General features: G+C 62.8%; 11 protein-coding genes. 6 read left to right on the top strand and 5 right to left on the bottom strand.

Going from position 1 to position 12,921, the window contains the following annotated elements:
• Window positions 1-18: 18 nt before the first annotated feature.
• Complete coding sequence (locus EOA78_RS04490) at window positions 19-888, bottom strand: helix-turn-helix domain-containing protein (RefSeq protein ID WP_127314052.1); 870 nt, start codon at window positions 886-888, stop codon at window positions 19-21.
• A gap of 106 nt (window positions 889-994) precedes the next feature.
• Between EOA78_RS04490 and EOA78_RS04485 the strand changes: the two genes are divergently transcribed.
• The 5 genes from EOA78_RS04485 to EOA78_RS04465 all read left to right on the top strand — a co-directional run bounded on the left by EOA78_RS04485 (window position 995) and on the right by EOA78_RS04465 (window position 7,472).
• On the top strand, window positions 995-2,266 hold the full coding sequence (locus EOA78_RS04485; RefSeq protein WP_127314051.1) for an ABC transporter substrate-binding protein: 1,272 nt from the start codon (window positions 995-997) through the stop codon (window positions 2,264-2,266).
• Window positions 2,267-2,494: 228 nt separating this feature from the next.
• Window positions 2,495-3,355: a sugar ABC transporter permease gene (locus tag EOA78_RS04480; protein WP_127314050.1), complete on the top strand. Its 861-nt coding sequence runs from the start codon at window positions 2,495-2,497 to the stop codon at window positions 3,353-3,355.
• Complete coding sequence (locus EOA78_RS04475) at window positions 3,352-4,203, top strand: carbohydrate ABC transporter permease (RefSeq protein WP_127314049.1); 852 nt, start codon at window positions 3,352-3,354, stop codon at window positions 4,201-4,203. Before EOA78_RS04480 ends, EOA78_RS04475 begins: the two co-directional genes overlap by 4 nt.
• Window positions 4,204-4,210: 7 nt before the next feature.
• Complete coding sequence (gene ugpC / locus EOA78_RS04470; protein ID WP_127314048.1) at window positions 4,211-5,296, top strand: sn-glycerol-3-phosphate ABC transporter ATP-binding protein UgpC; 1,086 nt, start codon at window positions 4,211-4,213, stop codon at window positions 5,294-5,296.
• A gap of 136 nt (window positions 5,297-5,432) precedes the next feature.
• Window positions 5,433-7,472: an aldo/keto reductase gene (locus EOA78_RS04465; RefSeq protein WP_127314047.1), complete on the top strand. Its 2,040-nt coding sequence runs from the start codon at window positions 5,433-5,435 to the stop codon at window positions 7,470-7,472.
• Window positions 7,473-7,514: 42 nt separating this feature from the next.
• Here the strand turns inward: EOA78_RS04465 and EOA78_RS04460 are convergent, their stop codons facing one another.
• The 4 genes from EOA78_RS04460 to EOA78_RS04445 form a co-directional block, all read right to left on the bottom strand.
• Window positions 7,515-8,606, bottom strand: coding sequence for a Gfo/Idh/MocA family oxidoreductase (locus tag EOA78_RS04460; RefSeq protein ID WP_127314046.1), 1,092 nt, complete (start codon window positions 8,604-8,606; stop codon window positions 7,515-7,517).
• A 67-nt stretch (window positions 8,607-8,673) separates the two neighbouring features.
• The gene (locus tag EOA78_RS04455; protein WP_127314045.1) at window positions 8,674-9,840 is read right to left on the bottom strand and encodes an ABC transporter substrate-binding protein; all 1,167 of its coding nucleotides are present in this window, start codon (window positions 9,838-9,840) and stop codon (window positions 8,674-8,676) included.
• 132 nt (window positions 9,841-9,972) lie between these two features.
• A complete protein-coding gene (locus tag EOA78_RS04450) occupies window positions 9,973-10,821 on the bottom strand; it encodes an ABC transporter permease (protein WP_127208207.1) in 849 nt (282 codons plus the stop codon).
• Complete coding sequence (locus EOA78_RS04445; protein WP_127314076.1) at window positions 10,818-11,645, bottom strand: ABC transporter ATP-binding protein; 828 nt, start codon at window positions 11,643-11,645, stop codon at window positions 10,818-10,820. Before EOA78_RS04445 ends, EOA78_RS04450 begins: the two co-directional genes overlap by 4 nt.
• A 272-nt stretch (window positions 11,646-11,917) precedes the next feature.
• Here EOA78_RS04445 and EOA78_RS04440 point away from each other — a divergent pair, with 272 nt between their 5' ends.
• Window positions 11,918-12,877: a MurR/RpiR family transcriptional regulator gene (locus tag EOA78_RS04440; protein WP_127314044.1), complete on the top strand. Its 960-nt coding sequence runs from the start codon at window positions 11,918-11,920 to the stop codon at window positions 12,875-12,877.
• The last annotated feature ends 44 nt before the right edge of the window (window positions 12,878-12,921 follow it).

The following is a 12,921-nucleotide window of genomic DNA, read 5'->3' as shown; positions in this document are numbered from 1 at the left end:
GGCCGACCTGGCTGGGAACTACCTGGCGCCGGCGCCTTTGCGAAAATCGGACGGCGACATGCCGGCCAGCTTGCGAAACGACTTGTTGAAGGCGCTGAGCGAGCCGAAGCCGGAGTCCATGGCGACGCGCAGCACATTGGCGTCCTGGTGCATCAGCAGTGCCTGGGCGTAGCTGAGCCGCAACAGGTTGACATATTCGTTGAGCGTCATGCCGGTCGATTTCTTAAAGATGCTCATCGCGTATTTGGGATGGATGTCGGCCGCCGCCGCGATATCTACACAATCGATGTCGTAGAGAAAATTCTCGGCGATGAAGTCGCACATGCGCCCGACATTGCGCAGGGATTGCTGATCGAAGGGGCTGCCCGGCTCCTGCTCGATCGGGGTTTCCGGAACCAGCCGGTAAGGCTCGAAGCGCACCCGCTCCAGCCGCAGCAACAGCTCGTTGACGGCATGTTCGGCCTTGCCCGGATCGCCCGAGCGGACATAGCGGTTCCAGCGCTCGAAATTGTGGTCGTCCGACCGGTCGGTGGCGCCGGTCACTAGTGTCGCGCCTGTCATCAGCCGGTTGCGGACGTCGGCGGGAAGATGCAGCCGGAAGAAATGCACCAGCGGCAGGTGCGCACCGGCATAGACGGCATCGTCTGATGCGTCGTCCATCTGGTGCGGCAGGCCGCCCCAGAACAGGCACATGTCGCCCGCCGAAAGCGAGATCTCGTGCTCATCCATGCGGTAGTGCACGTTGCCGCGGACGATGAAATTCACCTCGACCTGGGCATGCCAATGCGGCTTCAGCATCACCAGAGGCTGGGTGTGAAACATCTGCAGCAGCAGCGGCAAGCCCTCCACGCTGCTGGCGCCAGGCTGGTAAAACGGCCTTTCCGGCATCTTACTTTCCGCCAATTTTTTATTCCCTTTGTCGCGGACAAGCCTTCGCCAGCGCCTAGTCTAGCCATGCTCGCGAAGAGAGAGCAAATGAAATGGGAGGATTTCAATGCGCACCATACTGACCTGCGCCGCGCTCGCGCTTGCCCTGGGCTCAGCCCCGGCCTTTGCGCAATCCGGCGAAATCACGATCTGGAGCTGGAACGTCGCCGCTTCATCGCTGAAGGCCACCATAGAAGGCTTCAACAAGCAGTTCCCCGACATCAAGGTCACGGTCCAGGATCTCGGCAACCAGCCGACCTATGACAAGTCGATCGCCGGCTGCGCTGCCGGCGGCGAGGGGCTGCCTGACATCGTGACGATCGAGAACGGCGAGGCCGAGAACTATTGGAGCCAGTTCCCGGACTGCTTCGTCGACCTTCACACGCTGGGCTATAAGGCCGAAGACCAGGCAAAATTCCCCGATTTCAAGCGCACCGAGCTCGAAGTGGAAGACAAGGCCTATGCGATGCCGTGGGATTCGGGCCCGGTCGCGATGTACTACCGCCGCGACTTCTACGAGAAGGCCGGCGTCGATCCCGCCTCGATCAAGACCTGGGACGATTTCATTGCCGCCGGCAAGAAGATCCAGGCCGCCAATCCCGGCGTGACGATGACCAACGCCGATTTCAACGGCGACTCCGAATTCTTCCGTATGATTGCCAACGAGCAGGGTTGCGCCTATTTCGCCGCCGACGGGCAGTCGATCACGGTCAACCAGCCGGGCTGTGTGGCGTCGATGACCAAGATCAAGGAGATGAAGGACGCCGGCATCATCTCCTCGGCCGACTGGAGCACCAAGATCACCAACAACACCGCCGGCAAAGTCGCCAGCCAGATGTATGGCGGCTGGTTCGAGGGCACCATACGCACCGAATCGCCCGACGGCAGCGGCAAATGGGGCGTCTACCTGATGCCGAGCCTAACTGCCGACGGCCCACGCGCCGCCAATCTCGGCGGTTCGTCGCTCGCCATCACCTCGGTGTCCAACAACAAGGAGGCCGCTTTCGCCTACCTGAAATACTCCCTCGCCACCAATGAGGGCCAGATAGCGATGCTGAAGGGTTTTGGCCTGGTGCCGTCGCTGATCTCGGCGCTCGACGACCCCTATGTCTCCGAAGGCCAGCCCTATTGGGGCGGCCAGGCGGTGTGGAAGGATATCCTCGGCACCTTGCCCAAGGTCGTCCCCAGCCGCGGCACGCCGTTCCAGAGCGACGCGGAAATCATCGTCCGCGCAGTCCAGACCAAATATCTGGGCGGTGGCTACCCCGACGCCAAGGCGGCGCTCGACGATGCCGCAAGCCAGATCGCCTCGGCGACCGGCCTGCCGGTCGAAGAGTGAGCTGAACGCGGGCCTCCCTTCTCCCCTTGTGGGAGAAGGTGTCGCCGAAGGCGACGTATGAGGGGTGGTCCAGCTTGGCGCCGACGGCGCTCCTCCCAACACCCCTCAACCGTCTTGGCGCTGCGCGACAATCCACCTTCCCCCACAAGGGGAGAAGGCAGACAAGGCTGGCGCCGACCTCGACAGCAGGCCGGTAAACCTAGAAACGAGAGGCAAAGGAGGGCAACGATGCGCTATCAGAACGCCACGGCGTACCGCTTCCTCGCGCCCTATCTGCTGATCTTCTCGATCTTCTGGCTATGGCCGATCATCAGCTCCTTCCTGATCTCCTTCCAGGCGACGCGGACGGTGCCCTGGCGGTTCGCGCCCACCTTCAACTGGGGCCGGCTGATCGGCGATCCGGCCTTCTTCAACGCGTTGAAGAACACGCTGCTCATCCTCGTCATCCAGGTGCCGGTGATGATCACTTTGGCGATCGTGATGGCCGTGCTGCTCAATTCGCCGCTGCTGAAGGCCCGTGGCCTGTTCCGCTTCGCCTTCTTCGCCCCGGTCGTGGTCGGCGAAGTCGCCTATTCCGCGGTGTTCCGGCTGATGTTCAACCTCGATTACGGCATCATCAACAAGCTGCTGAACAGCGTTGGCCTGCCCCACATCGACTGGTTTTCCAACGTCACGCCGGCGATGGCGGTCATCATGATCGCGGTGACCTGGCGCTGGGCCGGCTACAACGCCATCATCCTGCTCGCTGGCCTGCAATCGATCCCCCAGGATGTCTACGAGGCGGCGACGCTGGACCGTGTCAGCAAGCTCAAGCAGTTCTTCTACATCACCCTGCCGCTGCTCAAGCCGATCATCGTATTCTGCGCCGTGCTGTCGATCATCGGCACCATGCAGCTGTTCACAGAGCCGTTCCTGATCACCGAGCGCGGTGGACCGGGCGGCGGCACCGAAACGCTCGGGCTGCTGCTTTACCGCCAGGGCTTCAGATCGCTCAATTTCGGTTACGCCTCGGCCATCGCCTACACCATGGCCGGGCTGGCGATCGCCATCTCGCTGGTGCAACTGTGGCTGACGAGGGACCCGAAATGAGCTCGCATTCCACTTCCCGTCGTTCCTCCGCCAGATTGGGACGCAGCATCGCGCTTCATCTCTTCCTGACCCCGCTGGCGCTGATCTGGCTGTTTCCGCTGTGGATGATGGTGATCTTTTCGACCATGCCCGACAGAGGCATCTTCAGCCCCAGCATCGAACTTTTGCCGCACGGCAGTTTTCTCGACAATGTCAACAATTTGCAGCGCGACACGAATTTCATCGGCGCTATCGGCATCTCCGTCTCGGTGGCGGTGACATATACGTTCCTGTCGGTGCTGCTCACTTCGATGGCCGGCTGGGCGCTGGCGCGCTACCAGTTCTTCGGCAAGGGCGTGGTCGTCGCGATCATCCTCGGCACCATCACGCTTCCCTATGCTGTCGTGCTGATCCCGCAATTCATCATGGTGGCGCGCGACTTCAAGCTCGCCAACACCTGGGTGGCGCTGATCGTGCCGCCGCTCTTCAATTCGCTCGGCGTGCTGTTCATGCGACAGAGCTTCTCGATGATGCCGGGCGATCTGTTCGGCGCCGCTCGGGTCGAGGGGGTCAAGGAATGGCGGATCTTCCTGTTTGTAGCACTACCGCTGGCGCGACCGATGCTGGCGGCGCTCGCCATCATCCTCTTCCTTGCCTCCTGGAACAACTACCTCTGGCCACTGCTGATCAATTCGAAGCCCGGCGCGATGACGGCACCGGTGGCGCTCGGCACGCTGATCGGCCTCACCAAAGTGTCGTGGGGCGGCATCATGGCGGGCGCCGTGATGCTCACCGTGCCGATGCTCGTCGTGTTCGTGCTCTTGCAGCGCCATTTCGTCGCCGGCATTGCCGCCGGCGCCATCAAATAGGATCATCATGGCAGCGGTCACACTCAAAAATGTCGTCAAGCGCTTCGGCGGCTTTGAGATCATTCACGGCGCGAACATCGACGTCGACGACGGCGAATTCGTCGTCTTCGTCGGCCCCTCCGGCTGCGGCAAGTCCACGCTGCTCAGGATGATCGCCGGGCTCGAGGACATCAGCGGCGGCGAGATCGCCATCGGCGGCAAGGTGGTGAACGACGTCGAGCCGGCCGACCGCGGCATCGCCATGGTCTTCCAGTCCTACGCGCTCTATCCGCATATGAGCGTCGAGCAGAATTTGAGCTTCGGACTCAAAATGAACGGCAACCCGAAACCCGACACCGAGCGGCGGGTGAAGCGAGCCGCCGAAATCCTGCGCATCGCCGAACTGATGAAGCGGCGCCCGCGGCAATTGTCGGGCGGCCAGCGCCAGCGCGTCGCCATTGGCCGCGCCATAGTGCGCGAGCCGCAAGTGTTCCTGTTCGACGAACCGCTCAGCAATCTCGATGCCGAGCTCAGGGTGCAGATGCGAGTCGAGATATCGCGCCTGCACAAGGAGCTCGGCGTCACCATGGTCTATGTGACGCATGACCAGACCGAAGCGATGACGCTGGCCGACAGGATCGTCGTGCTCAACGCCGGCAATATCGAGCAGATCGGCGCGCCGCTCGATCTCTATGATGACCCGGCCAACCGCTTCGTCGCCGGCTTTGTCGGCTCGCCGAAGATGAATTTCCTGGCGGCAAAAGTGGTCGGCAACGACGACGTCGCCATAACCGTCGAACTCGCCAACCATTGTGGCGCCAAACTACGGAAGCCGCTTTCGGGTGCCCCACCTGCAGTCGGCAGCGAGGTCGTGCTCGGCGTCCGGCCGGAGCATTTCTTCGAGGGCGGCGAAGGCGATTGCGACATCGCCGTCAAGGCCGACGTCGCCGAGCATCTCGGATCGGTGAGCTACGTTTATGCCAATGCCGGACGAGAGGAACTGATCATCGAGCGCGAGGCATCGCGGCAGCGGGCGAATGGCGACCACATGGTGGTGTCGATCAAGGCCGGCCGGTCGCTTCTGTTCGACAAGTCAGGTGCACGCATTCGCTAATGCATGTCGCCCAAAACCCATGCCCTCGGGCGTGAACCGAGGGTGCGCAGCGGTTTGGGACAACGACATGCACACAAAGACACGCAATTTTCTTTTACCAGCTCGCGACGCCGAGGCGACCCCAAGGAGATTTGAAATGACGTCCGAACCACGGAAAATCCGCTGGGGCATTCTCGGGCCCGGCACCATCGCCAAGGCATTTGCCGGCGGCGTCGCCCATTCGCGCACCGGCACTTTGGTCGCCATTGCCGCACGCAATCCCGGCAAATCAGGCCTCGTTGAAAACTTCCCCGGCGCCCGCATCCTCGACGGCTACGAGGCTTTGCTCGCCGATCCGGACGTCAATGCGGTCTACATTTCGACACCGCATCCGAGCCACGCCGAATGGGCGATCAAGGCGGCCGAGGCCGGAAGGCACGTGCTTTGCGAAAAGCCGATGGGGCTGACCGCCTTCGAAGCCGACGCGATGATCCATGCGGCGCGCAAGGCCGGCACATTTCTCGGCGAAGCCTTCATGTACCGGCTGCATCCGCAGACGGCAAAACTGGTCGAGCTGGTCAGGTCCGGCGCGATCGGCGAGGTCCGCATGGTGAAGTCGAGCTTCGGCTTCGCCATGCCTGATTTCATGCCGGAGCACCGGCTTTATGCCAACGATCTTGCCGGCGGCGGCATTCTCGACGTCGGCGGTTATCCCGTTTCGATGGCGCGGCTGATTGCCGGGGCAGCATTGGGAAAACCCTTCGCCGAGCCGGACAAGGTGGTCGGCGCAGCCCATCTTGGCCAGTCCGGCGTCGACGAATGGGCCTCGGCGCTGCTGCACTTTCCCAGCGGCATCGTCGCCGAAGTCTCCTGCGGCATCTCGCTGGCGCAGGACAACGTCCTGCGCATCCTCGGCACCAAGGGCCGCATCGAGGTCACGGATTTCTGGTATGCGGCCGGTAGGGAAGGCGGCACCGGCCACATCCGCATCATCCGTCCGGGCGGGGAGGAGGTGGTCGAGGTCAGGGAGGACCGCTGGCTTTACGCTTTCGAGGCCGACGCCGCCGGTGAGGCGATCCTGGCCGGAAAGCAGGAGTTCGCCTGGCCGGGCATGGGCTGGGCCGACAGCCTCGGCAATCTGCGCGTGCTCGACAAATGGCGTGCCGCCATCGGCCTCGAATACGGGATCGAGAAGCCCGAACGACGCGTCAACACAATCTCCGGCCGGCGGCTGCGCTCCGGCGGCACCACCATCCCGAAGCGCGAAATTCCCGGCCTGCCGCGGCCGGCCTCGTGCCTGGCGCTCGGCTTCGAGGATTTTCGAACGTTCTCCTCGGGCATGATCCTGCTCGATGCCTATTTCGAAGCCGGCGGCAACGTCTTCGACACGGCCTATATCTATGGCAGCGGCTACACCGAAACGCTGCTCGGCCAATGGCTGAAAAACCGCGGTGTACGTGAGCAAGCTGTGGTCATCGGCAAGGGCGCGCACACCCCGCTCTGCTATCCCGATGTTATCGGCAAGCAGCTCACCCAGTCGCTCGACCGGTTGCAGGCCGATCATGTCGATGTCTACTTCATGCACCGCGACGATCCGGACGTGCCGGTCGACGAATTCGTCGACGCCATGGATCGCGAGGTCAGGGCTGGCCGCATTCGCGGTCCGTTCGGCGGCTCGAACTGGACGAGGGAACGCATGGACGAGGCGATTGCCTATGCCGAGCGGACCGGCAAGCAAAAGCCGGGCGCGCTTTCGAACAATTTTTCGCTGGCCGAAATGCTGGTCCCGATCTGGCCGGGTTGCGTCACATCGTCGAGCGATGAATGGAAGGCCTGGCTGACCGCCCGGCAGATGCCCAATTTTGCCTGGTCGAGCCAGGGGCGCGGCTTCTTCACCGGCCGCGCCGGGCGTGATCAGCGTGACAATGAAGAGCTGGTCCGGGTCTGGTACTCGGAGAAAAACTTCGGCCGTCGCGACCGGGCGATCGAGCTTGCCAACAGGCTGGGCAAGAGCCCGATCCATGTCGCGCTCGCCTATGTCCTGGCCCAGCCGTTCCCGTCCATCCCGCTGATTGGCCCGCGCGCGCTCGACGAGCTGGACGACAGTCTGCAGGCGCTCGACATTGCGCTTTCGCCCGACGACATTGCGTGGCTGGATGGCGGTTCGGATCAGCACCCCGCGCGACGCACAGGCTGACTACCTTGCCTTCTCCCCTTGTGGGAGAAGAGGAGCTAGGCCTCAGGCCAACTCGACGGTCCGCCCTTCTTCGATGCTCTGCTCGGCGGCAAGCACGATGCGCAAGCTGTTGACCGCGGCATCCATTTGCTCGGTCAGATCAAGATCCTCGCGGATGGCGCGCAGGAAGAATGCCTGTTCGCGGTCGCAAAGCTCCTGGTGGCCGGGCTCGTCCTCCATGCTGACGATCTCGTCGGGCTTCTTGAAATTCTTGTCGCCGTCGACCTCGGCATAGTGGATCTTGAGCGCATCGGTCTTGGTGTGCCGGTCGATATCGGCTGAGTTCGACACCTCGGCAAGTTCAGCCGCGCTGCTTGCCGTCTGGCCGGCGACGATGGAGACCGCGCCCTTGGGGCCGACCACGTCTTTCACGAAATAGGCCGTCTCGCTCATCATCGGGCCCCAGCCCGCCTCATACCAGCCGACCGAACCGTCATCGAAGGTGACGTGCAGATGGCCATAATTCTGCTTGGCGGCATCGGCCCACAATTTCGCGCCGATGCCGTGAACGCGGACCGGTTTGGCGCCGGTCAGCTGGCACATCACATCGACATAGTGCACGCCGCAATCAACAATCGGGATCAGCGAATCGATCAGGTTCCTGTGCCAGTGCCAGGCGCTGCCGCTGCTCTGCTGGTTGAGGTTGAGGCGCATGACCAGCGGCTTGCCGAGCGTCTTGCCGACTTCGATGAACTTGATCCATGACGGGTGGACGCGCAGTATATAACCGAGCACCAGTTTGCGGTTCCTGGCGCGGGCCGCAGCGACGACCTTTTCGGCATCTTCGATATTGGTGGCGAGCGGCTTTTCCATGAACACGTGGCAGCCCGCGGCAATCGCCTTCAGCGCATATTCGGCATGCGTGTTGGGCCAGCTGTTGATGGAAACGGCATCCGGCCTGGTCTCGTTCAGCGCCTGGTCGAAATCCTCGTAGAGCGGATAGCCGGCTAATTCCGCCGGAATCTTTGTGTTGCTCTTGATCGTGCGGCTCATGATGCCGACGATCTCAAAACCGTCGAGCCTGTGATAGGCGCTGGCATGCGACGCGCCCATATTGCCGAGACCAATCACCAGCACTTTCACCTTCTCGGTCAAAGCCACCTCCCTTTTTTGTTTAGTTGGGGCGGCGACCCAGTCGCCGCCCATATCGTCACCAAGTGGCCTACTTGACCGCTGAGTCGAACAGATGCGCCTTGATCTTCTCGACGTCGAGCGCAGCAAAGCCCTCCGACAGCTTGGCGCCGTCGGCATCGGCCCTGACCTTGGCCTTGTCGAAATCATTGGCCGGGCCGATCAGTTCGTTGGTGCAGACGTCCTCGGCCTTCACCGGACTGGTGGTCTGGCCGATCTTGTGGATCTGGTCGAAGAAGCCCTGCCAGCTCGCCATGTCGTGCGAACCCCAGCCTTCGCGCTTATCCATGTCGCCACGGAAGACGTTGATCTGCTGCAGGATCGAGGTGGTGCCGAGCTCAGGCCCGAGATTCTTGGCCAGCGTCGGGAACTGCTCGAACACCGCTTCGACGGCCGCGCGCGGATTCTGGTAGCCGAATTCCAGGCCCATCGCCCAGCCGCGCAGGTATTTCTCCAGGAACGCCTTGCGGTCGGGATCATCGAGATCGGCCGACCGCACGACGAAAGTGTTCGCCGGCAGCTTCGAGTTCTGCACGCCGAGCCAGTATTCGAAGTCGAGGTTCTTGGCGATCCATTCGGCCCGCAGCCCTTCCCGCGACAGCGCCGCATCGCCTTGGCCGCCGGCCAGTGCGGTGCCCCAGGTCGGCCAGCCCGCCTCGACATACTTGACTTTCTTGATGTCGACGCCTTGCGAGGCCAGCAGCGGATCGGTGATCGACTGCCATGCGGCGGAGCCGAGCAGGATAGTCTTGCCCTCGAGCGTCTTCAGGTCGTTCGTTCCCTCGCCCTTGCGGAAGGCGAGGCTGAACGTGTCGCGCGCCCCCATGTGAAACACGGATTTGAGCTTCATGCCGTTCTGGATGGCGAAGGAGAAGACGCCGGGCGAGGGAAAGCCCATGTCAGCCTGGCCGACATCGACGAACTTCACCGTCGCGGTGCCGTCCGACGGGCCCGGCTGCATGTCGGTGTCGAGGTCGCCGAAATAGCCTGCCTTCTTGGCCGCCCAATAGGGATAGTCGTCGAGCACTTCGAGCGTGCCGCGCGGCGAAATCCAGGTGAACTTGCCGTATGGCTCGGCCTGTGCCCTGAACGCCGAGGCGCCGAGCGCGGTGGCGGTCACCACGCCTGCTCCGGTGACTTGCAGAAAATAGCGGCGGCTGATCCCCGCCTTGAAACTGATGTGACTTTCCTTGGTCATGGCATTTCCCCTTTTGTTGGCCGATAGTTTCTTACCTGTCGCCCGCCTCCCAGGCGCCATCATTGCCCCGCGCGCTAAGTCCTCGTTTTACGTCGTAACCCAAAACCGCTGCGCACTTTTGGGCGACATGCACTACGCCTCCCAGCTCGCCCACTTCTTGCCGATCAGGAAGAACAGCACGTAGATCAGGATGCCGAGGGTCGAGAGGATCAGAACCACCGCGAAGAATTGCGGCATCTGGATCATCGACGAATAGGTGGTCAGCCGGTTGCCGAGGCCGAAGCCGCCGCCGACCATCTCGGCGCCCACCGCGGTCAGCAGCCCGAAGATCGCGCCGATCATCAGGCCAACAAGGATCATCGGCAGCGCCATCGGCGCGCGGATCTTCCAGAATATCTGCAAGGTGCTGGCGCCATAGGAACGCGCCAGCGCGATCTTGGCGCTGTCGACGCGGCGAAAGCCCGTCGCCGCATTGATCATCACCATCGGCCCGGCGGCAAGCGCGACCGCGATGATGCGCGGCGTGTAACCGAAGCCGAAGCGCAGGATAAGAAGCGGCACCAGCGCCAGCATCGGCGTGGTGACCAGGATCAGGATGTAGGGCGCGACGATCTTTTCGGCGAACGGGAATTGCGTGATCACCGCGGCCATCACCAGGCCGATAATGGCGCCGATCGAGAAGCCGGAGACCAGCTCGACCAGCGTGTAGCCGAGATGCGGCGCGATCAGCGGGAACTCGTCGTACAGCGCGTAGGCGATCGCGCTTGGCCCCGGCATGATGTAGTGCGGCACATTGAACAGCCGCAGCGCCAGCTCGATGCCGCCGATGATGACCACCGCGACAGCGATGATGGCCGCGACCTCGGCGCCCGACCTGATGCCGGGCCCGCTGGCAAACGCCGAAAGATTGGTCAGGCTGACGTCGTGACCTTCGCCGGCCTTGGTTTTGGAGAATTCCGGGATAGCGTCGCCTTCGCTCACGGTCTGATCCTCACAATTTCGGCGGTGCCGCGCTCCCGCGCCTTCGGTCGTACGCGTTCGCCGACAATGTCCATCTTAATCGTGTTGGTGAGGTCGAAGACTTCTTTCGTCGCCATGATCTCCAGCGAGCGCGGGCGCGCAAACGGCACGCGATATTCCTGGGCAACGCGCCCCGGCCGCGCGCTCAGCACCACCACTCTGTCGGACAGGAAGGTCGCCTCCTCGATGCTGTGGGTGATGAAGACGATGGTGGTTTTGGTGTCGAGCCAGATCTCCTCGACGAGACGGTTCATCTCCTCGCGGGTGAAACTGTCGAGTGCACCGAACGGCTCGTCCATCAAAAGCACCGAGGGCTTCAGCGCCAGCGCCCGCACGATTGCCGCTCGCTGCTGCATGCCGCCCGAAAGCTCGCGCGGAAACTTGCCGCCGAAGCCGTCGAGCCCAACACGATTGACGAGGTGGGCGATCCAGGCGCGATCCGGCTTCTCGCCCTTGATCTCGAAGGGAAAATGGATGTTGGCGTCAAGATTGCGCCAGGGCAGCAGGTTTGCCTCCTGGAAGACGATGCCGATATCCGGATGCGGTCCGGTGATCTCTCTGCCGTCGAGCCGGATTGTCCCGCTGGACAGGCGATGCAGGCCGGACATCGACCACAAAAGCGTGGTCTTGCCGCAGCCGGAGGGGCCGACGATCGAGACGATCTCATTGGCGTGAACGTCGAGGCTGCAGCGATCCAGCGCCAGGAGGTCGCCGGAAGCCATATGATAGATCTTGGTCGCGGCCTGCACGCCAAGCTTCGGGGTTTTTGCACTGCCCGCGTTCATGCGCCCCTCGCAGGTTGCGCGATGATCCATTGGGTCATCCGTCCGTAAAAATCAGTCTGTAACTATCCTACTTTACTGTCAAGCGGCGACCGCTGCTCTAGTCAGAGAGATCGTTTGTACCACGGTTACATTATTGTTTAGATTGCCTTTTCTAATTCTTGAAAAGCTTGTAGCTTTCCTACATACTTCGGACAGCGACCGCGTGAGGCGAAGCAGGCAAGCGGTGCGCAAACATGGTAGAGGTCGAGTTCCACGAACGGCAGGGATGACTCATGACCGAAGCTGACGGCCAGGGGCGGCCGACCTCGGACGGCGACCCGGATGGGCGCGATCCAGATGGGCGCGATCATGTCAGGCGCATCCCCGACATCATTTCGCTGGTGAAGGACTCTTACGGTGAATTGCGCCCGGCTGAGCGGCGCGTCGCCGATGTCGTGCTCGACGACGTCAGGTTCGCGGTCGACGCCTCCAATGCCGTCCTCGCCCAGCGCGCCCAGGTCAGCGAACCCACGGTGACCCGGTTCTGCCGCGCCATCGGCTGCGAGGGCGTGCGCGACTTCAAGCTGAAGCTGGCGCAGAGCCTCGTCGTCGGCGCGCTCTATCTGAGCAAGCCGCCGCCCACCAGCAGCGACAATGGCATGCCGTTCTGGAATGCCGTGTTCGGCGAGGCCCGGCGAGCGCTGCAGGAGGCCGAACGGCAGCTTGATCCGGCGCAGCTGGTGAAGGCCGCCGAGCTCATCGCCAAGGCGCGCCAGGTCACGGTGTTCGGCCTTGGCGGCAGCTCGTCGGCGCTGGCGCAGGAGACCCAGTACCGGCTGTTCCGCTACGGCATCACCGTCAGCGCCCAATGCGATCCGTATCTGATGCGGATGACCGCCTCGACCTTGAAGCCCAGCGATCTGGTGATCGCCATCTCGGCGACCGGACGCACGCGCGAGGTGATCGAGGCCGTCGAGCTCGCCAAGCATTACCGCGCCAACGCGATCGGCGTGACCGCGCCCGACACCGACCTTGCCCGCGCTTGCGACGTCAGGCTGACGGTAGCGGTTCCCGAATATCCCGACACGCTGAAGCCGACCGCCTCGCGTTTTGCTTTCCTCGCCGCGATCGACCTGATGGCCGTGGCGGCCGCCTACAAGCTCGACGGCTCGGCCCGCGAAACGGTCCGCCGCATCAAATACAACGCCCAGATCCACAGGACGGGCAAGGAGATGGAACCGCTGGGGGATTGAGGGGCGCGGCTTCTCCTTTTCCCCTTGTTTGTGGATGAAGGAAA

The sequence above is a fragment of the Mesorhizobium sp. M5C.F.Cr.IN.023.01.1.1 genome (genome assembly GCF_003997585.1).
In the GTDB taxonomy this organism is placed as follows: Bacteria; Pseudomonadota; Alphaproteobacteria; order Rhizobiales; family Rhizobiaceae; genus Mesorhizobium; species Mesorhizobium wenxiniae.
Note: the sequence above shows the minus strand (reverse complement) of the source record. Positions and strands in the feature narration are given on the sequence as shown.